The organism is Aquibacillus salsiterrae (assembly GCF_028416595.1).
Classification (GTDB): Bacteria; Bacillota; Bacilli; order Bacillales; family Amphibacillaceae; genus Aquibacillus_A; species Aquibacillus_A salsiterrae.
Genome location: NZ_JAMQKC010000001.1, coordinates 65,330 through 87,682 on the forward strand (window position 1 = coordinate 65,330; position 22,353 = coordinate 87,682).

The 22,353-nt window shown below is 37.6% G+C and carries 25 protein-coding genes; all 25 read right to left on the minus strand.

The window, feature by feature from the left end; all coding sequences use genetic code 11:
- Positions 1-60: 60 nt before the first annotated feature.
- Complete coding sequence (locus tag NC799_RS00340) at positions 61-816, minus strand: sporulation protein YpjB (RefSeq protein WP_272444768.1); 756 nt, start codon at positions 814-816, stop codon at positions 61-63.
- 134 nt (positions 817-950) lie between these two features.
- Positions 951-1,541 carry a lipoprotein heptaprenylglyceryl N-acetyltransferase LhaT gene (gene lhaT / locus NC799_RS00345; RefSeq protein ID WP_272444330.1) on the minus strand — a complete coding sequence of 197 codons (591 nt, stop codon included), beginning with the start codon at positions 1,539-1,541 and terminating at the stop codon, positions 951-953.
- A 134-nt stretch (positions 1,542-1,675) separates the two neighbouring features.
- Positions 1,676-2,452 (minus strand): menaquinol-cytochrome c reductase cytochrome b/c subunit, encoded by a 777-nt coding sequence (locus NC799_RS00350; protein ID WP_272444331.1) that lies wholly within the window; start codon positions 2,450-2,452, stop codon positions 1,676-1,678.
- 34 nt (positions 2,453-2,486) lie between these two features.
- Entirely contained in the window at positions 2,487-3,161 is a 675-nt protein-coding gene (gene qcrB / locus NC799_RS00355; RefSeq protein ID WP_272444332.1) for a menaquinol-cytochrome c reductase cytochrome b subunit, read from the minus strand.
- Between the two features lie 4 nt (positions 3,162-3,165).
- Positions 3,166-3,675 carry a ubiquinol-cytochrome c reductase iron-sulfur subunit gene (locus tag NC799_RS00360; protein WP_272444333.1) on the minus strand — a complete coding sequence of 170 codons (510 nt, stop codon included), beginning with the start codon at positions 3,673-3,675 and terminating at the stop codon, positions 3,166-3,168.
- A gap of 117 nt (positions 3,676-3,792) precedes the next feature.
- Complete coding sequence (locus tag NC799_RS00365; RefSeq protein ID WP_272444334.1) at positions 3,793-4,251, minus strand: YpiF family protein; 459 nt, start codon at positions 4,249-4,251, stop codon at positions 3,793-3,795.
- A 137-nt stretch (positions 4,252-4,388) separates the two neighbouring features.
- Positions 4,389-4,961: a ReoY family proteolytic degradation factor gene (locus NC799_RS00370; protein WP_272444335.1), complete on the minus strand. Its 573-nt coding sequence runs from the start codon at positions 4,959-4,961 to the stop codon at positions 4,389-4,391.
- Positions 4,962-5,380: 419 nt separating this feature from the next.
- On the minus strand, positions 5,381-6,643 hold the full coding sequence (locus NC799_RS00375) for a tetratricopeptide repeat protein (protein WP_272444336.1): 1,263 nt from the start codon (positions 6,641-6,643) through the stop codon (positions 5,381-5,383).
- Between the two features lie 49 nt (positions 6,644-6,692).
- Positions 6,693-7,580 (minus strand): hypothetical protein, encoded by an 888-nt coding sequence (locus NC799_RS00380; protein ID WP_272444337.1) that lies wholly within the window; start codon positions 7,578-7,580, stop codon positions 6,693-6,695.
- 51 nt (positions 7,581-7,631) lie between these two features.
- Complete coding sequence (gene aroA / locus NC799_RS00385; protein ID WP_272444338.1) at positions 7,632-8,930, minus strand: 3-phosphoshikimate 1-carboxyvinyltransferase; 1,299 nt, start codon at positions 8,928-8,930, stop codon at positions 7,632-7,634.
- 12 nt (positions 8,931-8,942) lie between these two features.
- Positions 8,943-10,043: a prephenate dehydrogenase gene (locus NC799_RS00390; protein ID WP_272444339.1), complete on the minus strand. Its 1,101-nt coding sequence runs from the start codon at positions 10,041-10,043 to the stop codon at positions 8,943-8,945.
- Positions 10,040-11,149, minus strand: a complete 1,110-nt coding sequence (hisC, locus tag NC799_RS00395; RefSeq protein WP_272444340.1) for a histidinol-phosphate transaminase — start codon at positions 11,147-11,149, stop codon at positions 10,040-10,042. Before hisC ends, NC799_RS00390 begins: the two co-directional genes overlap by 4 nt.
- 51 nt (positions 11,150-11,200) lie before the next feature.
- Complete coding sequence (gene aroH, locus NC799_RS00400) at positions 11,201-11,578, minus strand: chorismate mutase (RefSeq protein WP_272444341.1); 378 nt, start codon at positions 11,576-11,578, stop codon at positions 11,201-11,203.
- Positions 11,575-12,654, minus strand: coding sequence for a 3-dehydroquinate synthase (aroB, locus tag NC799_RS00405; protein ID WP_272444342.1), 1,080 nt, complete (start codon positions 12,652-12,654; stop codon positions 11,575-11,577). Before aroB ends, aroH begins: the two co-directional genes overlap by 4 nt.
- A complete protein-coding gene (gene aroC, locus NC799_RS00410; RefSeq protein ID WP_272444343.1) occupies positions 12,654-13,820 on the minus strand; it encodes a chorismate synthase in 1,167 nt (388 codons plus the stop codon). The genes aroB and aroC overlap by 1 nt, the downstream gene beginning before the upstream one ends.
- 547 nt (positions 13,821-14,367) lie before the next feature.
- The gene (gene ndk, locus NC799_RS00415) at positions 14,368-14,814 is read right to left on the minus strand and encodes a nucleoside-diphosphate kinase (protein ID WP_272444344.1); all 447 of its coding nucleotides are present in this window, start codon (positions 14,812-14,814) and stop codon (positions 14,368-14,370) included.
- Positions 14,815-14,898: 84 nt separating this feature from the next.
- On the minus strand, positions 14,899-15,870 hold the full coding sequence (hepT, locus tag NC799_RS00420) for a heptaprenyl diphosphate synthase component II (RefSeq protein ID WP_272444345.1): 972 nt from the start codon (positions 15,868-15,870) through the stop codon (positions 14,899-14,901).
- A gap of 18 nt (positions 15,871-15,888) precedes the next feature.
- Complete coding sequence (menG, locus tag NC799_RS00425; RefSeq protein ID WP_272444346.1) at positions 15,889-16,602, minus strand: demethylmenaquinone methyltransferase; 714 nt, start codon at positions 16,600-16,602, stop codon at positions 15,889-15,891.
- A gap of 6 nt (positions 16,603-16,608) precedes the next feature.
- On the minus strand, positions 16,609-17,397 hold the full coding sequence (locus NC799_RS00430; RefSeq protein ID WP_272444347.1) for a heptaprenyl diphosphate synthase component 1: 789 nt from the start codon (positions 17,395-17,397) through the stop codon (positions 16,609-16,611).
- Positions 17,398-17,526: 129 nt separating this feature from the next.
- Positions 17,527-17,757, minus strand: coding sequence for a trp RNA-binding attenuation protein MtrB (mtrB, locus tag NC799_RS00435; RefSeq protein ID WP_272444348.1), 231 nt, complete (start codon positions 17,755-17,757; stop codon positions 17,527-17,529).
- Positions 17,758-18,138: 381 nt separating this feature from the next.
- Positions 18,139-18,411 carry an HU family DNA-binding protein gene (locus NC799_RS00440; RefSeq protein ID WP_272444349.1) on the minus strand — a complete coding sequence of 91 codons (273 nt, stop codon included), beginning with the start codon at positions 18,409-18,411 and terminating at the stop codon, positions 18,139-18,141.
- Positions 18,412-18,790: 379 nt separating this feature from the next.
- Positions 18,791-20,269, minus strand: a complete 1,479-nt coding sequence (spoIVA, locus tag NC799_RS00445; RefSeq protein WP_272444350.1) for a stage IV sporulation protein A — start codon at positions 20,267-20,269, stop codon at positions 18,791-18,793.
- A gap of 410 nt (positions 20,270-20,679) precedes the next feature.
- Positions 20,680-21,402, minus strand: coding sequence for a hypothetical protein (locus tag NC799_RS00450; protein WP_272444351.1), 723 nt, complete (start codon positions 21,400-21,402; stop codon positions 20,680-20,682).
- Positions 21,403-21,417: 15 nt separating this feature from the next.
- Complete coding sequence (locus NC799_RS00455) at positions 21,418-21,615, minus strand: DUF2768 family protein (RefSeq protein WP_272444352.1); 198 nt, start codon at positions 21,613-21,615, stop codon at positions 21,418-21,420.
- A 420-nt stretch (positions 21,616-22,035) separates the two neighbouring features.
- Complete coding sequence (locus tag NC799_RS00460; protein WP_272444353.1) at positions 22,036-22,296, minus strand: stage VI sporulation protein F; 261 nt, start codon at positions 22,294-22,296, stop codon at positions 22,036-22,038.
- Positions 22,297-22,353: the final 57 nt, after the last annotated feature.

The following is a 22,353-nucleotide window of genomic DNA, read 5'->3' on the forward strand; positions in this document are numbered from 1 at the left end:
CCCATTACAATTCATAATTCTTTATAGGTCAATTTTAGTCAAATTACACTTGTAAGTCAACTAATTTGTAGGCTGCCTCTGATTCTTATTTTTCTCAGCCTTGTACTTTTTCCAGGCAACATAAGAAAGTGTTAATGTGATTAAACCTCCTACCACAAAGATTAACCAAATAAACGTCATGCTATCCTTTTTGTGTGTCGTATTGGAAACGTCAAGAATGGTTGTATCTCGAAAGACAGTAATTAGTTGTTCTACATTTTCTGTTCGGTCTGGATTTTCATAAAACGCTTGGTAGCTTTTACTTACTTTCTTGTATTGTTCTTCACTTAAACTTAATTGCAATGCCGGCTTAATGATAGCCCACTTTTCATTTAGCAACTGTAAATCCTCTTCAGTTAACGCTCGTTCATCTGTTGTAGCTAAAGTAGTTTCCACTTCTGACTTCCAATTTATCCAAAGCGGGTCATTTTCGTTCCGAATCGAATCGACTGCAAGAACCAAAGCGAGTGCATTTTTAATTTTCAAACCCCATTCAACCGATGGATCATCTACTATTTTTATATTAGCATCAATCAGTGCTAACATGTCATTCTCCACTTCTAACGGTTCATCTTTAAACATGGTTATTAATTCATCTTTGTGACCTACTAACAATTCTTTCGCCGTTGCAAACCTTCTTTCCTCAATTAAACGTTCGAACTGATAAATTGTTTTCGTAAGACTCGAATGATCTGCAAAAGTTATGCTTGGAAATTGCTGTATTCCTAAAAGGACGGTAATACTAATTAATACGATGTACTTACTAAGATGATTCATACGTTTCACAGAGATCCCCTCTCTCATCCATTCTCTTGTAAATGTATGAAAAAGAAGACAAGATTAGACCTAAAAGCAAAAATTAATAAGAAAGCGGTGATCCTGTTTATAAAGTGTAAAAATCAGGCGCTTTTCTAATTGTCTAGCTCCCGGTGCCATGTGTTTTTCTTAATCGTAAAGTAATAGGCTATAAGTATTGATGCGACACTTAACCAAAAGGTAAAATAGCCAATTTCCCTCATGTACATCGTTAAACTAGAGTAAATAGGCATCATGCCAAACACATAATCAATGACATCATTATGTAGCGTCCAAATGCCTGCAACGACAAGATGACGCATTTTTATTTGATAAAAGGGTGCATACAATAAACCTTGAATGGCCATAGCTCCATGGGATGCAATTAACATATAACCTTGCCACGGTAAGTCACCATTAACTACTAAGGTTAGCAGATTCATTACAACAGCCCAAACACCGTACTTAAACAACGTAACGATGGCAAGTGCTTCTATGTAAGGAGAGTTTTTACCTAATAGATAAAACAGCAAAAAGATTGTGAAAAATAAACTAGCTGTCGGACTATCAGGTACGAAAATCAAAAAAATATCAGGAGTAATTGCTAGTTGGCCCCCGTACCAAATATAACCATAAATTGTTCCAGCTAAATTGACAAAGAAAAGCAATAGCAAAAACGTTCGATTTGTTAAAATATGTCTAACCATCATGTGTTTCCCCTTCTTTAAGAGATATATAAAAGATATAAGTGTATTCTCGCTCCGGGCGCGACTGGCGCTTTTGTTCAGAGTATAAGATGAAGAATCCCTCGTCTAACAAGACGAGGGATTTAAATAAATGATCATTCTTCTTTATTTGCAGATACAATAAATTCAGCCAACTGTTGAAGCTCTTCGTCTGAGCCTTCAAATTGTCCAGCAGGCATTGACCCTGTACCATTTTTTGCGATATCCATGATCTCTTCAGCGGAACGATCGATACCAATTAAACTTGGCGCCGCTGCTCCACCTTGTAAGTTATCACCATGACAATTAATACAAGCCTGACTTGAATATACTTCATATCCAGGGTCCTCTTTATCAATTTCGACTGCTTCTTCCAAAACTGGCTTATTTTGCTCTGCGCGAACTTCCCAATCAACGTGTTCAGCCGCTTCCCACGTTAACCAAATGACAGAAACAAGTCCTAACAACATTAAAGAAGTAGCAATTGGTCGGTGGAATGGGCGCCTTTTCGTACCATTATCAAGAAAAGGTGCCAAAAACAGGCCACCAAACGCAAGACCCGGAATTACTACTGCTCCCATAATAAAATATGGCCCGCTAGCAAATTGATATTTTAATAATTGATATAAGAATAAGAAATACCAGTCTGGTAACGGAATATAAGCCGCATCTGTTGGGTCAGCCATTTTCTCTAGTGGAGCAGGATGGGCCATTGTTAAACTAAGAAAACCAACTAAGAAAACAGCTCCAACTAGCCATTCCTTTAACAAGAAGTTTGGCCAAAATGCTTCCGTTTTACCAGGGTATTCAGAATAATCTTTCGGTATAAACTTCTGTTTATTTGCAGTAATACGGGAATCACCTACAAACTGCATCCCTTTACCTTTCTTCACAGCATTCCCTCCTTTTTAACAAGTAGTCAAAAACTTAAAGTGGTCCTGATATACCTTGCTTACGGATTAAGATAAAGTGGGCACCCATTAAAGCAAATAATGCTGCAGGTAAAAAGAATACATGAATCGCAAAGAATCGTGTAAGTGTCTGCGCCCCAACTATTTCAGGATCCCCAGCAAGTAATGTTTTCGCAAAGTCTCCAATATAAGGAAGGTCCCCTGCGATGTTTAAGGTTACTTGTGTTGCAAAGTATGCCTTATTATCCCAAGGTAAAAGGTAACCAGTTAAACCAAGCGCTAACATAATAAAGAAAATGGAAACACCAACCATCCAGTTAAGCTCACGTGGTTTCTTGTATGCACCTTGGAAAAATACACGTAAGGTATGTAAAAATAGCATTACAATAACAACACTCGCACCCCAGTGGTGCATGCCCCGAACAATTTGCCCGTGAGCCACTTCTGTTTGTAAGTAATAGACTGATTTCCACGCATTTTCAATATCTGGTACATAATACATCGTTAAGAACATTCCAGATAAAATTTGAATGACAGTTACAAAGAAGGTTAAACCTCCGAAACAGTACACAAATGCTGAAAAGTGGTGCGCTGGGTTAACGTGTTCTGGCACTTCGTGGTCTGCAATATCCCGCCACAAAGGCGTAATATCGACCCGTTCATCAATCCAGTCATATATTTTTTGCATCATAAGTTTACGCCCCCTCTCTCGGTATTGCTTTTCCAAGGAATAATGTTCCTTCTTCTTCCTTTTGCTCATACAACGCTAAAGGAGCTGGCGGGGGTGTATTTGGTATGTTTACCCCTTCTTTTGTATAGCGACCTCCATGACATGGGCAATAGAATTGGTCTGGATAATCATCATTACCTTGCCAAGAAACTACACAACCTAAGTGTGTACATATTGGTGATAACGCCATAATAGTTCCATCTTCTTTTTTATAAACCCATGCACTTCTTGTTACTTTTGATTCATACCAAGCGTCAACTTGATCAATCTGCCAGTCAAAACGCTGTGGTTCATTTGTAAGCTCGTCCACATCTACTACAGCTGAAAAGCCACCACGCTCACGTGTTTGTAGCACAGGATCAATAGCAAAGCGAACCATAGGTGCAAGCATTCCTGCTGCCATAAACCCCCCAACACCAGTTAACGTGTAGTTTAAAAATTGACGACGGGATACTTGCTTTTTCTTCTCACTCATCTTTTACCCCCCTCTGTGCTTAATAAAGTCATACATGTATGTAATTCTCACAGTTTACTAGGACATTACCATGATAGCGCAAACTAGTTGTCTGGTCAATAAAATATCTCAACTATATTACCAATAAGATGTAATTAATTGTTTGATTTGTTCTATTTGCTCCTTGATCAAACTTTGATTTTCTTTCGAATGAAGATCACCCGATGTCATCGTTGGGAACCATAGTAAATGACCATCGATGTTTTTTTCTTGTTTTTTCCAAAAATGGTCAAATGTTAGAAAGAACACATGTTCAAACGGATGTTCTTTTGCAGCACCGACCCATTTGTTGAGCCGTTCTACTTCATTTTGATAGCTTCCATTAACTAAATAGTAGTATGGAGGGAATAGGAAAATTCTACCTGTGTAATATTTTTCAATTTCATTGCAAAATATTTGTAATAACTCCCCTTGAAATACTACTTTTTTACCTTGTTCATCTCCATTAATGGAAACAGGGCTAAGTGGAATTAATAACGTATCCACATATTCTTTCGCTTCGATAAATTGCTCCAAGTCCTTCCGGTTCATCTGCATTGCAAACCAATCCTTCCTATTATTCCTCTTATTTCTAAATTTATCATAATAAAAAACGAATTTCACCTTTTCGAAAGGGAAATTCGTTTTTTATTGATAAAGGTAGAACTAGCTATCTTTGTTTTTGTTCTTAATTCTTATTGATTTGTTTCTCGGGTGGTGTTGAATCTTTTTTCAAGTTCATCGAGCTGCTTAGAGTAATAATGAAATTTCTCTTTATTGCGCTTGTCTAGCGATTGATCAATTTTCTTTTGAATTTGCGACTTTTGGTATTCAAATAAAGAGATATCTAATACATCCTTGGCTAATTTCTTCTCCTTTTTAGTGATAAAGAAATCATCAGGCAAGAATGGATTATCTTCTAGCACAGCTACATATGCAGCACATTGATTAGAATTTTTGAAACTTAATTGAATATAAATTGGTTCCTCCCGGTTAAGACGAATATCATGGAAAGATTTTTCTGCATCTGTTGTGACAATATGATTTTTATAAAAACGAAATGGAACATCCTTAGAACAATGGGTAGATATGACAATACCTCTCGGACAATAACGTGCTTCTCTAATAAAGTGGACTTTGTTGAGCAAGCTATCGTGATTAATTAAATAATTTAATATCCAAACACTTTCCCTTTTCTTTAGCTGGTAATTACTTAAAAACCAACGAATAAATTCTTTCTTATCTTTAATTGAAATAGATGTATTCAAATTTAGGTCCCCTCCTAATTAAAAGAGACTTTCTTTTTTACAAGAAAAGCGTAGGCGTCTTGCAAGCCCCGACAGGCATAAGACAAGACCTAGTGTGGCGGTCTTTGCCACAAAAGGGATTGACTTATGACCCGAGGGGCTAGGCGCCGAAGCTAGACAATCAAGAAAAGCGTAGGCGTCTTGCAAGCCCCGACAGGCATAAGACAAGACCTGGTGTGGCGGTCTTTGCCACAAAAGGGATTGACTTATGACCCGAGGGGCTAGGCGCCGAAGCTAGACAATCAAGAAAAGCGTAGGCGTCTTGCAAGCCCTGACAGGTGTTGAAGCTAGACAATTCCCGGTACTTTTATTCTTTTTTACTCATCTTCAAAAAAACATATAAGAGGTTGTTCAAAAAAGCACTATAAGTTAAGAAAAGGCTAAAAAAGTTCGTTTTCCTTTAATCGACCTAAGTATTCTTCTACTTCGATATCTACTGGTTCTATTTTAAGATATTCGGTTAAAACTTTTGTTGCTTCTTTTATCCTCCCTTCTTCAACAAGAAAATACCCATATTCTTTCAGAAAATCAGAATCATCTTTAAAATCATTATATGCATCCATATACATATTTAATGCATCATTAAAGGATTCTATCTCACGATGTGCTTTAGCAAGTTCCCATTTATAATATCCTTCTTCTTCCCCAAGTTCTTGCACATGCGTTAGCAAATCAATAACAGCTTGGTTGTCTTCGATATTTTTATAGTTTTCAATTAAGAAAAGTACTGCTTCCTTATAGCCTGGGTCTATTGATACGGATTCCCTAACGAATTGTAAACCTTCCTCCCGTTTTCCTAACCTGTGCGCTAAGACGCCAGTTAGGAAAAACAGTTCTTTATTAAATTCATCTATCCTTAATCCTTTTTTTGCAGTTTCATAACCTTCCTCAATCATCCCTTCTTCGTCGTAGGCCTTCGCAAGGTAATAATATACCGATTGGAAGTGAGGGTCTGTCTCAAGTAATTGTTCCCATACTTTTATTGAAATATCGAGACGATCTCCTCGAAATGCGATAAAGCCATAGCGAAACAAGTGATCTGGATTATCATTTTCCGTAGACTGATAATAATCTAGTGCATTTTCAAAATCTCCAGTTGCTGCGTATGCTTCTGCAAGTCTTAAACCAATCTCAATATCAGCAATCACGGGTTGTACATTCCAGACTTTTTCATAATAAGGAATAGCTTTCTGATACTCCCCAACTGAAAAAGCCAATTCACCCAGGGCAAAATCAATCAATGGTTCATGTGGATTAATGTTTTTCGCTTCTAATAGCTTCTGTTCTGACACTTCGAAAAGCCCTTGTGCTTGATATAAGTCGGCAAGCTGAATCAACGCCTCTACATAGCCTTCGTCCAGTGGTGTAAACTGATTCAACAAGTCAATCGCTGCTTCGTCTTCCTCTAAATCAATATAAATTTCGGCTAACATGATCTTGATTTCTTCTTCATTGGGATACGATTGTAAAAAATCGATTAAAATATGCTTTGCTTCGTTCAGCATTCCCCATCGCATATACAATTCGGCAATCGTAAACTTCTCTTCTTCATTTGCGCGGGGTAGAAAAGACTGTAATAGATTTATTGCATCCTCTGGTTTATTTTGCTCCATTAATTGAATTGCCTTGTGTATTTCTTCCATTTTTTAGTCATCCTTCCTTTTTAACCACAACCAGCGCAAGCAGAGCTTCTTACATAGCAGCAAAATGGCTCGGTAGTGAGACGGTTCGGTATTGACCCTCACCCTTTTCAACAAGAATTGACTGCTTCGTCCTAATTACGTTTCCGTTCATCACTGTTATGATTGGAATAGCTTTATGATAACTAAAATTTGCCTTTTCTTCAATTAAAGGAAATTTCGACAAATCAAATAAGTTGTAATCGGCGTAACCATTTGGAATAATCTCCCCCTTATAAGGAGATATTCCTGTTTTACGAAGTGATTCTCTTGATAACGGTTCTGTTAATACCTTGTCTGGTAATGTATTTATCTGAAAAGATTTAACAATTTTGTTCCACAACTTCTCTGTTTTGACATGAAGATTTTCAGGAATATTATCCCAATTAAGCGTAATCGGAATGTTTGAAAACGATTGGGCCTGTTGAATCCATTGCCATTTTTGTTTTTTTAACTCTTCCACGTCCTCAATCTCAAGGAGAATAAAAGGTACCTTCTTTCTACCAAAGAAACGAATGTGCTCAAGACTTATCATCGACAGTGGTATTTTTGGTACAATCATGTGATCAATCGGCAAATCAGACAGAACTTGTTTAAATTTAGAAAATGATTGCTGAAAAACGGTTTTACTCCGGATTGGTAGCTGACACAAAAGAAGTGTACAACCCTTAAATATATATCGGTTTGAAAGTCGTGGTAGATCTATTTTGTTATGAAGTGGTTGCTCGACATCTACGTACACTTTCCCAGGCCCTACCCAAAAGTTGCTAATATCCATTTCACTAACACGTGTATCACCCTTGATATTGTTTGTGAAACTACAACTCTCTACTTGGATACTTTTCGATGTCCAATCGTTATGATTATAAACATAATCGCTATAAAAAAAATATGACCCCATACCTTGTACCTCCTAACGGAATTTGTACAAGATATGAAGGTCATGCATAGACTATGATGATTTCGAAATTAATTTTTCTAAATCTACAAAGAAGTTTGGATAGGAAATAGCAATACTTTCTTCATTTTTTAACGTAACAGTGTCTTTTGCAATTAAAGATGCGATAGCAATCATCATTCCAATTCGGTGGTCTCCGTGAGAATCTGCGAAACCACCTAGAATTGTTCCGTTTCCTTCGATAATCATTCCATCTTCTGTTGCTTCAATCGTTGCACCTAGTGCTTGTAATGTTGTGACGACTGAAGCAATTCGATCTGTTTCTTTATATTTTAATTCTTCGGCATCGCGAATAATCGTTTTGCCATTTGCTTGTGTTGCAAGTAACGCAATAATTGGTATTTCATCGATAATACGCGGAATAATGTCACCACCGATTACCGTACCATTAATCGGTGAATGTTCGATAAAGATAGATCCAATCGGCTCTCCACCAACCGTTCTTTCTACTGTGACTTCGATAGAAACACCCATTTGTTTCATGACATCGATGATACCAGTTCTTGTTGGGTTAAGACCAACATCTTTAATAGTTACATTGCTTCTGGGTACAATTGCAGCTGCAACCATAAAAAATGCTGCGGAAGAAATGTCACCAGGAACCTGAATCGTTGTGCCAGACAAACGTTGCTTACCTTCAATCCGAATCGTTCCCGCTTCTCTCGAAACATTGCCGCCGAATGCTTGGAGCATATTTTCAGTATGGTCTCTCGTTGTCGTTTTTTCCGATACCGAAGTCACTCCATTCGCTAACAGGCCGGCTAGTAATACTCCCGATTTCACTTGAGCACTCTTCACCGGCGTCTCAAACGTAATACTTGTTAATTCCCCGCCCCTAACGGAAAGTGGGAGAAATTTCCCGTTTTCACGTCCATCAATTGTTGCCCCCATTACCCTTAACGGGATAGCAACACGGTCCATCGGGCGCTTTGTTAAAGAGCTGTCCCCAAATAAGGTGAAGTGGAACGGTAGTCCTGCTAGAACTCCTAGCAATAATCTTGCTGTTGTCCCAGAGTTGCCTAAATTGATTGGTTCTAATGGTTCAGATAAACCTGAAATCCCTTTTCCAACAATTTTAACGGTGTTGTCATTTTTTTCAATTTCGACGCCCATAAGTCTAAAAGCATCAATTGTACGCATGCAGTCTTCCCCGTCTAAGAAATGTGTTACCGTTGTTTCTCCGTTTGCTAACGAACCGAAAATGATAGCCCGGTGTGAAATTGATTTATCGCCCGGGACGTATAGTTCGCCTGTCAGTGATTTGTTAATAGGAGATAATACTCTTTCTGACAATCCAATCACCTCTTAATCCTCAATCATTGTTTCATAGCCTTTTTCAATCAGAACCCGATTACTAACTAATTGATCATTTTTATCCTTAAAACTAAGGCGAAGCACCCCTGTAATGCCTTCTCGGATTTCTAATATTTCGATATTATTAATACTTATTTCCTTTTTCGCTAAAACCTCAATTACCTTAAGCAATGCACCAGGTTGGTCAAAAATATCGACATACAGATCATAAAAAGAAAGGATTGCTCCTTTTTTATTACTATCTAAACCATCTCGATATTCTCGAGCCTGTTCTAAATAGTGATACATTGTCTCTTTATCCTCATTATCTAGCAGTTGTTTCAAAGAGGTCATTTCTTCAATCCAGTCAGAAAGCAAACGACTCATCCCAACCTTGTTTTGAAAAAAAATATCTTTCCACATTGCAGGGTTACTAGAAGCAATTCTTGTTATATCTCGAAACCCGCCTGCAGCAAGTTGCGGAATATACGGATGTTTTTTTTGCCAATGCTTTGCTTGATGAACAAGGGAAGACGCAATTAAGTGAGGAAAATGTGAAATAACACTAGTCATCTCATCATGTTCCTCAGGCTCTAACAATAAGAAGTTACTCTTTGTTCCAATTAATAATTGTTTTAATGCTTCCACATGTTCTGGTGGACAAGGTTTAATCGGACTTAAGATGTAGATCGCATTCTCAAATAAATGTCCTTTCGCAGCCGTAATTCCCTTTTTATGCGAGCCTGCCATTGGGTGCCCACCAATGAATGTAACTAAATCTGATGTAATCTCTCGAGCTGACTCCATAATCGGAGTTTTCACAGAAGATACATCAGATATAATAATTGGTTTTTCAAATACTACCTCTTTCAATTGTTGTACCAACTCGACCGCTTTCGATACTGGGGCACCAATGATACAAAAATCAGCTTTAACGACTGCCTCTTTAAAATCGGTTGCTTGTTCATCAATAATCCCATTCATCGTGCAGTAATCTAGTGTCTTTTGGTTAACATCAAACCCGATGAGATGATGATCCGTTGTTTGCTTCAAATTGATTGCTAATGAGCCACCTATTAATCCTAGCCCTGCAACTAACACAGTTTGTTTCAATGTATATTCTCCTTCTTATTTACGGAAGTAAAATATTCTTTCATTATTTGTTGTAGTTCATCCATATCTGGTTTATTCCCAATTGTAATTCGGACCCCATACGGATGCCCTAACGCTTCCCCAGATCTAACGATAAAGCCTTTGTGCAAAAGATATTCGAATAGCTCATCACCAGGTACTGGTAATTTAACAAACACAAAATTTGTTTCCGAATCATAATAAGAAAGTCCAATAGAATCTAAAAACTTGATAAAGTCTTGCTTATTTTGCTTGTTCTGATTAACAGAGAATTGCAAGAACTCTTCATCTTCTAAAGCAATCAGTGCTGAACCTTGCGCAATCGTTGTCGTATTGAACGGACCTCTAGTAATGTTTAAAATCGTAGCTATTTCTTCACTCGTTACCCCGTAACCTACTCGAAGACCAGCTAATCCATACGCTTTTGAGAACGTTCTAAGAACAATTAAATTAGGGTATTTCTTTAGTGCAGCAATAGTGTCTGGCGCATCGTCTGTTTCTATGTACTCATAATAAGCCTCATCAACGACGATAAGTACATGTTTGGGACAATTATCCATCACATAAGTGAATTGTTCACAATTTATTAGACATCCAGTTGGATTGTTCGGTGTACACAACCATAAAACCTTCGTTTGCTCATCCACTTCGTTCAACATGCCTTCTAAGTCATGATAACCATCAACTAGCGCTACTTCTTTGATTGCCGCACCTTGAATACGGGCATTATGTTTATATTGTGGAAAGGTTGGCGATGCCATAATTGTATTAGTCCCAGGCTCAAGAAATGTTCTACAAATAATATCGACTACTTCATCAGACCCACAGCCAAATACGAGCTGATCTTTATCTACATCTAGTTTGTCTGCTAAGGCTAATCGTAAGTTTGTAGCATATCCATCAGGATAAATTTCTAGGTGCTCGGTCCAGTTTGAAAGGTTTTGTTTAACCTTCGTTGAATAACCAAATGGATTTTCATTGGAGGCAAGCTTTACAATTTTTTCTAATCCATATTCCTTTTTCACATCTTCAATCTGCTTACCCGGTTTATAAGGGGACATCTGGTTAAATATCTCTTTACCTCTCATTTATTTCTCTCCAATCTATGACATCAGTAAAATGAAACGTTGATCCTTGACTTAGTTTTTTTCTGTTTGACTGGATAAGTCTGGTCGTAACACCGTAGCATTTTTTTGATATACATGCGTGATATCTTGCTGATTAATTGTTGTATTAACAGTCATCATCACACGAATACATTTTGCTAAACTACCCGGAACTTCAATTTCTTTCATGCACATAACAGGAACATAAGTCCAGCCTTCTATTAGCCGAAGCGCTTTAGCTGGAAATCCTGCGTTTAAGTCTGAAGTAACAGAAATAAGAACGGACGCGATATCCTCTGGTTTAACATTGTTTTGTTCAACAATTTCCTCTACTAATTGCCTCGTATTTTGAACAATTTCGGTTTCATCATTTTTTTCGACTGTTGTTGCTCCTCTAATCCCTCTGATCAATGGTTCACCAACTCTCCTAAAAATTGTTCTAATAAACTATTTAGTTCTTCATCATTAACTTGTTCTAATGTCGGGTTTCCTACTTCACGTAAAAGTACCATCTGAACTTTTGCATTTTCAGATTTTTTATCTTTTTTCATCCGATTAACTAGTACATTGACATCTATTCGCGGCAGTGTTAAAGGATAGTTGTTTGTTTCTAACCATTGATACAATCGTTGGTATGGTAATTGAGTTTGATAAAATTTATTACTCACACGAATCGCGAATAACATACCAATAGCTACCGCTTCCCCATGGGTAAGCTTACCATACCCTAGCTCCGCTTCAAGTGCATGTGCTAGCGTATGTCCAAAGTTTAAAAACTTTCGCTCGTTACTTTCTTTCTCATCATTTTCGACAATTTTAGCCTTTACAGCAATTCCTTTTTGTAAATGACGGGTTAGAACTTCAGGCTTTAGATCGGTTGTTAAATCCGTAGCTACAACTTCCTCAAAAAAAGAATTGTCACTAATCAACCCGTGTTTAACAACTTCTGCATAACCGGATCGAATCTCTCTTTGCGGTAGTGTGAAAAGTGTATCAACGTCATAAACAACTGCTTGTGGAGGAAAAAAGCTTCCAATCAAGTTTTTTCCTTCCGGATGATTAATGGCAACCTTTCCGCCAACACTACTATCATGAGCTAAGATGGAAGTGGGGACTTGAACATAGTCAATTCCTCGCATAAACGTAGCTGCAACAAACCCTGCTAAATCACCAATCATTCCTCCACCAAGTGCAACAATCAGCGATTTTCGATCGAGGCCATTTTCAATCGCGTTGGTTAAAAGGTTAAAATATTGTTCACTGCTTTTTGAAGCTTCTCCATTTGGTACAACAGAGAAGCTCACCTTCGTATCCGCAGGAAACCCTTCGATGACATCTTGCAAATAGTGTTTCTCAATTTCACTGTCGGTAATGACCATTACATTTTTGTATGATTTTGGAAGGTAGTTTGTTAAATTTTTCCGTAGATTACTTCCAATATAGACACGATATGTGTTCGTACTTGTCTGGACATCTAACGTATTCATTAAAAACACCTTACCTCTTCACGGTATGCATCAATTGCTTCTTTCAATTTAGGAAACTGATCATGCGGAAACTGCTCTAAGAGAGCTTTTGCTAACTCAAATGCAACAACATGTTCCATAACTACAGCAGCAGCCGGTACTGCGCATGAATCAGATCGTTCGATACTTGCGTTAAATGGTTCTTTCGTCTCAATATCGACGCTTTGTAGTGGTTTGTATAAAGTCGGAATTGGCTTCATCACACCTTTTACGACAATTGGCATTCCAGTTGTCATTCCACCTTCAAATCCACCCAATCTGTTTGTTTTACGGTAATATCCTCTTTCTTTATCCCACGCTATCTCATCATGAACTTCACTACCATTTTTTCGTGCTGCCTCAAAGCCAATCCCAAATTCGACACCTTTAAACGCATTAATACTCGCTACAGCTCCTGCTAATCTACCGTCTAATTTGCGGTCATAGTGAACATAGGAACCAACGCCTGCTGGCATGCCTTCGATGTAAACCTCACAAACTCCACCAATTGAGTCGCCATCTTTCTTCGCCTTATCAATCGCATCCATCATTTGTTGGCCTGCTTCTTTGTCTAAACTACGAACAGGAGAGTCTTCTGAAATTTTTACGCGCTCTGCCATGCTCATTTCAGGATATTCCTTGGCAACAATTCCTGCTATTTCACGAACATACCCAACAATATTAATCCCCAAATGTGCCAATAATGTTTTGGCAACAGCTCCTGCAGCTACTCTTGCTGCAGTTTCCCTTGCAGATGATCTCTCAAGTATATTACGCATATCGCGATGACCATATTTTATCGCTCCATTAAGGTCTGCATGTCCAGGTCTTGGACGTGTTACCACTCGTCTAACTTTTTGGTCGGGGTCAATTGGGTCTTCTCCCATCACATCTTCCCAATGCTTAAAGTCATCGTTACGAATGACCATCGCAATCGGCGAACCAAGTGTATATCCGTGTCGCACACCGCCAACGATATCAACAAGGTCTTTCTCTATTTGCATCCGTTTGCCGCGGCCATGACCTTTTTGTCTTCTAAGTAATGATTCATTTATATTTTCTTGCGTTAATGGCATTAAAGAAGGTAATCCTTCCACAATCGTAGTTAGTTGTTTTCCATGAGATTCTCCAGCTGTTAAATAACGCATGTTGCGTCCCCCCGTATATTTATTTTTGTACTACTATATCATACCTTTTCAATCCTGTGTAAATCTAAACGCACAAAACCGCGAATAAAGTTAGATTTTTTTGAAAAATAGAAAAAATACTCGATGAACAAAAGCGCAAGTCGCGCCTTGGTCAGACTAAGGCAGGCATAAAACAAGACCTGACGTAGTGTTCTTTGCCACAGAAGAGCTTGACTTATAATCCCCGAGAGCTATGCACTCTACGCTTTGAGAACCCTTGTTTTCAATTACTTTCATATTTTTCAAAAATATCCAACTTAATCGTAATCAAAATTGACAAAGAAGTAAATCAATTTTTTATCGAAAAGGATAGAGCGCTCGTTTAATTGCCACTAAGTGCTTGGAATGAAAATAACAGAGTATATGATGTACAGTAAATTAGAAAACAGTCAAAAAAAAGCAGCCCAATTCAGCAGTTAGAACTGGACTACTAGATTACTGCTAGGAATAACATTTTGTATTACGATTGCGCGTCTACTAGCAACACTACTAGAAAGATACAAGACGATTAATAAACCCATTTATCCCCGTCTTTATCATAACTAACTAATTCCGCTTCGTTGAAAAATAAAGAAATTTCTCTTTTGGTACTTTCCAAAGAGTCTGAACCATGAATTACATTTTTCCCTGTAATCAAGCCAAAATCTCCTCGAATAGTCCCTGGTAATGCTTCCTGTGGATTTGTTTTACCCATCATTTGTCTTGCTGTTGCAATAACATTGTCACCTTCCCACACCATTGCAAAAACAGGACCAGAAGTAATAAAATCAACGAGATTTTCAAAAAATGGCTTGCCTTTATGTTCACCGTAATGATCATTCGCTAATTCATTAGAAATTACCATTAATTTAGCAGCAGCTAGTTTGAAACCTTTTCTTTCCAACCGGTGGACAATTTCTCCAACTAATCCTCGTTGCACTCCGTCTGGTTTTACCATTAAAAACGTTCTCTCCATTATTACACCTCTTTAATTATGTACTTATGAAAGCGCTAATATAAAAATATTATCAAATTAGAAAGTCATTGACAATCATTTCATCTATGACTTTCTTCGACCAATATAAGTTGCGATGTCTATTAACGTTTGTTTAGCACGATTATCTGGCAATATTTCAATGGATTGGAGTGCTCTTTCAAGGTATCTATCACTCATCTCATAGGAACGGTCAATTGCATCCGTTTGTTTTATTTTGTCAATAATACCGCTAAGTTGACCAGGGGGTGCTTCTTTTGACTGTCTTGCAAAGTCAACCAGCATTCCTTTAACCTCTGCATCATCCATTGCATATAAGACCGGTAACGTAATATTCCCCTGTAACAAATCACTTCCAGCCGGTTTACCTAATTGTTTTTCTGTAGATGTAAAATCAAGAATGTCATCGATAATTTGATAGGACATCCCGATATTATAGCCATACCAATATAAGGCTTTTTCCACTGAATCACTTGTACTAGAAGCTATAGCCCCTAATTGGCAACTTGATGATATCAATAAGGCTGTTTTTCGTTTAATCCTTCTTAGGTATGTACGCATATTTTGATTTAAATTATATTTATCTCGTATTTGTTCCATTTCTCCTAAACACAATTCAACCATCGTCTTTGCCAATATCCGGTGGGCACGTGGATTATCGAGCTCTGAAAGATTTTCTAATGACCTCGCAAAGATATAATCACCTGTGTACATCGCAATACGATTATCCCACCTAGCCTTAACTGTCGGCTTCCCCCGTCTTAATTCAGCTTCATCTATAACATCATCATGAACTAAGGAAGCCATATGGATTAATTCCAAAGACACCGCGACTGTTTTGATTCGGTCTAAGTCATATTGCCCAAACTTTCCAGAAAGCAAAACAAAAACAGGACGAATTCTTTTTCCTCCTGCCTGTAACAACTGACTTGACGCCTGCCTTAACACTTGACTCTTAGCACGAATCGTTTCATTTAATGCCTTTTCTATTACATCTAAGTCTTGTTTTAAATAAGAATAGGTTTTTGCTAATTTCATGTAGTTCACCTTTATTGTTTATAATTTTGAAGGCTTTTCTCCCATATGCATGGCAGCAACACCACCAGTATATGCTTTTACTTCCACATTATTTAGGCCGACACTGATAAACATCTCTTTTAATTGCTTTTGTCCCGGAAAATCTTTAGCAGATTCATGAAGCCAAGCATATTCTTTATAACTTTTTGCAAATAGCCTGCCTAACACTGGCATCACGTACCCGAAATAAAGATAATAAAGTTGCCTAAAACCAAACATGGTTGGCTGTGAAGTCTCTAAGCAAACGACCTTTCCACCAGGCTTTACCACCCGCTTCATTTCACGTAATACTTGAACATAATCTGGTACATTTCTTAGTCCAAAACCAATCGTTACATAGTCAAATGAATTGTCCTCAAATGGTAGCTCCATTGCATTACCGTGAACAAACGACAGTTGAGGTACACTTTCCTTATTAAGCTTTTCTTGTGCGACCGAAAGCATATTTTCACTAAAATCCAAACCGATCACTGTTCCGTTTGATCCGACAGCCCGAGCAAGTGCAAACGACCAATCACCTGTTCCACAACAAACATCCAAGGCTTTGTCTCCTAGTTGTACATTCATACGCTTCATTACATCTTTCCGCCAAGCTTTATGCCTTTGGAAAGATATTATTGAATTCATAAAATCGTATTGATGGTAAATTTTCTCAAACACATGATGAACGCGTTCTTCTTTAGATTGTTGCATGCCCTTTTACCCTTCTTCCATCACTTGAATGCTTTTTTCTCTTTTGTTGTATAGTAATTCCTTAACCGTTTCAAATGGTTGCGGTAGTGAATCCAGCATGTCATTAACAATCAATTGATACTGTTCAATGCACGAATCAACCGCCTCTATTGCTACAGTTTCATTCATATGAAAAGCGGGCCCGTCCGTCATTAACGTTAACACATGAGAATTTCTTCCTGATACGTATGTATCTCTTTCTTTCATTAATTTTCTTACAATTAACCAGTTTTGAATAAAGTCACTTACATTCCCGACCTTTACATGGGTTGCAACACGTAAAAGGAGAACAGACTCTAAATCTCTTAACGATTCCATGAAAGAATCAACCGTATCAAACTCGCGGTAATAGACAAGCATCTTCTTTTCATTTATCTCTTTAATTGCAGAAGCAAGCGTTTGAATCATTGGAATATCATTTAGTTTTGATAACAAATAATAATAAAGTCCGCTATAGTAGTCACCTGCAAGTACTGTCAGCTGTCGCCTCTTCTTGTCCAAGTCAGAATCAGATTCATTATTTGATTGAGTCACCAAGTCATGTGTATCTAATGCAATCTGAACGAGCATAGTAGTCACAATATAGCTTCTCTTTTCTAATGGATCCAAATTAGATTGATCGATAATAGTGGATAAAATAAATAATTTATCATCGTCGATAATGGGCTTCGGAAGAAATTTCTTTAAGTATGAATGATGTAACTGCTTATCGATTTCTTCCTTTATCTCGAATATAGATACGTTTGAATTATTCATGTTGATCACCTCTAGCCCTTTCCTATTATCCCTACTACCAAGAACTTTAGCAGAAGCTTGCCTTTCATACAATTGTTTTACTTAAGTATAACATATCATACTCACAATACCTTTAATAAAGATTACCAATTAGTCTTGATCATTACGCATTTCACCATAACTCGATTGAATGACTACTTTTCCTCGAATTTTCACTGCGGAAGTATGTTCGGTAAATTGGGCAATCATGATTTCACCCTTGTCTAATTTTTCAGCATGATGAAATCTTGTATCTGTTCCACGTGTTAAACCAATAACTTGTACACCATCGTCTAACGCTTTTATAACAATATAGTCCTTCGAATGTGTTAATTCACTCATTGATAATCCCTCCCCCAACTCATATTTAAATAAACGTTGGTGCTAACTTTAAGAAAATCTATCATAAACGTCTGCCCTTTAGAAAAGCAGAGTAGACAGCTCTTGGATTTTGTTATACTTTCTTATCTTTGAACAAAAGCGCGGGGCGCATTGCCTAGCCTAAGGCAAGCTTAAGCAGAAAATCCATGTGCGCTCTTTGCCACAAAGATTTTCTGCTTAAGACCTCGAGGGGGTAGGCGCCCGGAGCTAGATAGTTCTTGGTTTTTTTATGCTTTCTTATTCTTTTTTAAAAAAACAACAATTCATCTTCAACCTAACCCTTAAAATTGTTCAAAATAAAAAGGGTGCATTCGCACCCTTTTTGGCCCATTATGTAAATAATTATTTTACATTATCTTTAAGGGCTTTACCTGGTTTAAACGCAGGGACTTTGCTTGCAGGGATTTCGATTTCATCACCTGTTTGTGGGTTACGCCCTTTGCGAGCCGCACGCTCACGTACCTCGAAGTTCCCGAAACCAATTAATTGTACTTTATCTCCATTTTTGAGTGAATCCATGATAGATTCAAAAACTGCATCAACAGCTTTCGTAGCATCCTTTTTAGAAAGTTCGCTCTTTTCTGCAACTGCATTAATTAGATCAGTTTTGTTCATGACATTCACCTCCTCCCAAAACTATGTATGTGGTTCCTCGAACAAAAACGGATTGTATTCCATTTGTTCACCATTTTAGATTATTTTATACCTATATCACCAAATATGTGGTGACAAGCCTTATATTATACGAGTTTTCGGCGGAATTCAACATAAATCAACACAATCATCACTTTTTATTTCTAAAATCATCCAACTATTCTTTTGCTAATTCATCTGAATGTTATCATAGATGGAAATCTTATGCAAGAGGTTCAGAGCTGTTGTGAGATAAGGGATTGAGCTTTTTAGTGGCTAGGTGCTGAAGCTAGATAGCTCTTGGTTTTTTCTTATCTGTCAAAAAAAAAAAAAAAAAAAACGGCCTGTAAAAAACAAGCCGTTAAAGAATGATTGCTATAAGTCCGCCAGAACCCTCATTGATAATTCGTTCTAGTGTCTCTTTTAATTTATATCTTGCATTTTCAGGCATTAAAGATAGTTTTGCTTGGATACCTTCTCGTACAATGGAACTTAACGATCTACCAAAAATGTCAGACTGCCATATGGATAATGGATCCTCTTCAAAGTCCTGCATTAAATATCTGACTAATTCTTCACTTTGTTTTTCTGTTCCAATAATAGGTGCGAATTCAGACTCAACTTCTACTTTGATCATGTGAATCGAAGGTGCAACTGCCTTGAGACGTACACCGAACCTAGATCCTTGTCTAATAATTTCAGGTTCATCTAACGCCATATCCGTCAGGGCAGGGGCAGCAACACCGTAACCAGTTTGTTTAACCATTTGGAGCGCTTCTGCTACCTGATCATATTCGCGCTTAGCATTAGCAAAGTCTTGCATTAATTCTAATAAATGGTCCTTACCTCTAATTTCTTCTCCAACGATTTCTTTAAGGACTTGGTCATACAAGTAATCAGGTGCCTTTAAGTCAATTTCTGCAATACCCTCACCCATTTCCATTCCAGCAAGTTGTGCATGCTCAATATGATCATATAAATCAAAATTACCAACAATCCGGTCTACATCTCGTAAACGTTTAATATCCTTCACTGTCTCTTGGATCGCTACTTGATAACTTTCACGAAGCCAGTGGTCTTCATTAAGGACCATTACCCAACTTGGTAAATTAACATTCACCTCAAGCACAGGGAACTCATACAATGCTTCACGTAAAACATTATAAACATCATGATCAGTCATGCTTTCAACACTCATAGCAAGAACTGGAATGTCGTATTTATCAGCTAACTCTTGGCGTAATGCCTCTGTTTCTTGATGGTAGGGCTGAACAGAATTGACAACCATAATAAATGGTTTACCTACTTCTCTTAATTCTTCAACGACACGTTCTTCAGAATCAACATAATCGTTTCTAGGTATGTCACCGATAGAACCATCTGTTGTAACAACTACCCCAATTGTAGAGTGCTCCTGGATTACTTTGCGAGTACCAATTTCAGCTGCTTCGTGGAATGGAATTGGCTCTTCATACCAAGGAGTATTAATCATTCTAGGACCATTTTCATCCTCAAATCCTTGGGCACTGCTGACAGTATATCCAACACAATCAACAAGTCGGATATTAACATCTAGGCCCTCATCCACTTGGACAGAAACTGCTTGGTTCGGAACAAATTTAGGTTCCGTTGTCATGATTGTCTTTCCAGCGGCACTTTGTGGTAGTTCATCCTGTGCTCTTGCTCTTTCCCCTTCATCAGAGATGTTAGGTAGCACTACCTGTTCCATAAACTTTTTAATAAATGTCGACTTACCAGTTCTTACCGCTCCAACAACACCTAAATAAATATCCCCGTTTGTCCGTTTCGAGATATCCTTAAAAATATCTACTCTTTCCAAAAAATCCCCTCCCGATCTACTTCGCCATAGCTTTTACGAATCTTTGACAATAAAGTCTATGACGTTGTCCTATCAAATTATGACTTGTTTCTATGGAAAATATAAAAAATTATTAATCCGAATAAGAAAAGCGCAGGGCGCCTTGCTAGACCCGACAGGCATAAGACAAGCCCTGACGTGGCGGTCTTTGCCACAGAAGGGATTGACTTTTGACCTCAGGCGGGCTAGGCGCTGGAGCTAGACAGCTCTTGGATCTTTATACTTTCTTATCCTTTAAAAAACTTATCATAAACACTTATTGGCAGCTACCCGAGCTCTTGTATTAGTTTTAAAACTAGTTAAACTATGTACAAAAACCCTTGCCACATTATATGCAGCAAGGGTCCTTATATTCCTTATAATTAAATCAATTACTCAGGCAACATGAAAACTGGTTCACCGTCTTTAACGGTATATGGTAAAGAATATGCCGGTACAAAAGGGTAATTGTCCGCAAGAAGATAACGTATGTCATCCCCTTCTTTTAGATTATGTTCAAAATTGTTTAATGCTTCGTACAAATCCATTCGATAATCAACAAATAAATTCCCTTGTACATCCATCACTATCGGAAGATTCTTTCCCGAATATGGACTTACTACAAATGGGTCTGTTTCAAGTCCAAGTAACTGCTTATTAATTTTATATACACCTTTTGTAACTTCTTCACCAAAGGGTGGATAGATTTGTTCACTGCGATACACATTAATTTTGTTATAGATTCTCCTAATTTTTTCTGTTATACGTAAGTCAATAATTTTTACAGTAGGATCATCTTCAGGATAAATTAAAACATATTGATAAGGGCCACCATATTCGAAAGCATTGCCAGGGACATTTGCAATGACATTTTCCTGCTTCAACTTAGTGAAGTCAATGATATATTTTTGAAATATAGGAGTATCATTTTCTTTGGTGAAAATAGGAACAAGTCCTTGCTTTTTTTCTACGTAACGGTCAACAGCATCTTGGACAGACTCGAGCTGAACATCATTAGGAACCTGGTTTTTAGCTAAATTTCCACTCGGATAAAGGCAGCCAGTTAACAAAAACAATGCGAGGATAGGTAATAAAAATACTAGTAGTCGCTTCATGATATTCCTCCATTTCTATGCAGTAGGCCCAGTAAAGACAATATAAAAAATGATAATACTTCCGAGAATAAATAGGATATAGGCAATAATAGCAACTAAAATCGCTAAAATACCCTTTAACTTATGTCGACTTAATAAAATAAGCCCAATTGAAAGAAGTAAAAAAATCATACCAGCAAAAGATATGTACATATTTAACATGGATTGTGACAAATACATTCTCTCCTTTCGACCGCAATTCCAATTTGCTCCATGTATTATAACACAAAAAAGATTTTTGTCGTTTTTTAAGTTTTAATATTTTTGAAAAAAGAAAAGCGTAGAGCGCCTGGTAAGCCCCGACAAGCTTAAGCAAAAAATCTATGTGGCGCTCTTTGACACAAAGAGTTTTTGCTTAAGACCTCGAGGGGCTAGGCGCTCGGAGCTAGACAAAAAAGAAAAGCGTAGAGCGCCTGGTAAGCCCCGACAAGCTTAAATCTTGTACGGAAACAATAAAAAAGCCGAGGTAGAAGGGGCTAATTCTACCTCGGCTCGACTAAATAATACCCAAAGTAACGCTGAACTTGAAATGCTTGTGCGATTTATTCTATGCCAATCCAAGCGTTTGTGTATCATCATCTGCCCAAAACTGAGCTATTTTTTAAATAGTTGACTTAAAGAGTTTAAATCTGTTGGTATTTTATTATTCGTAATCGATTCAACTATTTTATCTTCTTTCTCCTTAGACACAGGTTTATCCGCCATTTTTGCTAATTGCTTCACCAGATTTCTAACCGTTTTTTCATCGGAAAGATCTGCATTTTGAAGTGAATTAGCAACATTTAAAATTTGGTCTGGTCTTATATTAGACTTCTTTTGAATTTGATCGAACATATTTTTTTGAAAATCGCTCACAGTTACTCCTCCTTGCCTTATTCATTCACAAGCAGTATATGCAGGAGGGCATCTGTC

What these genes read in the sequence shown, in the direction of transcription:
- lhaT (WP_272444330.1), bottom strand. Translation starts at nt 1,541, where the DNA reads ATGGTTAGACATATTTTAACAAATCGAACGTTTTTGCTATTGCTTTTC.
- ndk (WP_272444344.1), bottom strand. Translation starts at nt 14,814, where the DNA reads ATGGAGAGAACGTTTTTAATGGTAAAACCAGACGGAGTGCAACGAGGA.
- qcrB (WP_272444332.1), bottom strand. Translation starts at nt 3,161, where the DNA reads ATGATGCAAAAAATATATGACTGGATTGATGAACGGGTCGATATTACG.
- NC799_RS00440 (WP_272444349.1), bottom strand. Translation starts at nt 18,411, where the DNA reads ATGAACAAAACTGATCTAATTAATGCAGTTGCAGAAAAGAGCGAACTT.
- aroC (WP_272444343.1), bottom strand. Translation starts at nt 13,820, where the DNA reads ATGCGTTATTTAACAGCTGGAGAATCTCATGGAAAACAACTAACTACG.
- hisC (WP_272444340.1), bottom strand. Translation starts at nt 11,149, where the DNA reads ATGAGAGGTAAAGAGATATTTAACCAGATGTCCCCTTATAAACCGGGT.
- mtrB (WP_272444348.1), bottom strand. Translation starts at nt 17,757, where the DNA reads ATGAGTGAATTAACACATTCGAAGGACTATATTGTTATAAAAGCGTTA.
- NC799_RS00450 (WP_272444351.1), bottom strand. Translation starts at nt 21,402, where the DNA reads ATGAAGCGACTACTAGTATTTTTATTACCTATCCTCGCATTGTTTTTG.
- hepT (WP_272444345.1), bottom strand. Translation starts at nt 15,870, where the DNA reads ATGAAATTAGCAAAAACCTATTCTTATTTAAAACAAGACTTAGATGTA.
- aroB (WP_272444342.1), bottom strand. Translation starts at nt 12,654, where the DNA reads ATGAATACGTTAGATGTCCAGACAAGTACGAACACATATCGTGTCTAT.
- NC799_RS00365 (WP_272444334.1), bottom strand. Translation starts at nt 4,251, where the DNA reads ATGCAGATGAACCGGAAGGACTTGGAGCAATTTATCGAAGCGAAAGAA.
- menG (WP_272444346.1), bottom strand. Translation starts at nt 16,602, where the DNA reads ATGCAACAATCTAAAGAAGAACGCGTTCATCATGTGTTTGAGAAAATT.
- NC799_RS00375 (WP_272444336.1), bottom strand. Translation starts at nt 6,643, where the DNA reads ATGGAAGAAATACACAAGGCAATTCAATTAATGGAGCAAAATAAACCA.
- NC799_RS00340 (WP_272444768.1), bottom strand. Translation starts at nt 816, where the DNA reads ATGAATCATCTTAGTAAGTACATCGTATTAATTAGTATTACCGTCCTT.
- NC799_RS00430 (WP_272444347.1), bottom strand. Translation starts at nt 17,397, where the DNA reads ATGAATAATTCAAACGTATCTATATTCGAGATAAAGGAAGAAATCGAT.
- NC799_RS00360 (WP_272444333.1), bottom strand. Translation starts at nt 3,675, where the DNA reads ATGAGTGAGAAGAAAAAGCAAGTATCCCGTCGTCAATTTTTAAACTAC.
- NC799_RS00380 (WP_272444337.1), bottom strand. Translation starts at nt 7,580, where the DNA reads ATGGGGTCATATTTTTTTTATAGCGATTATGTTTATAATCATAACGAT.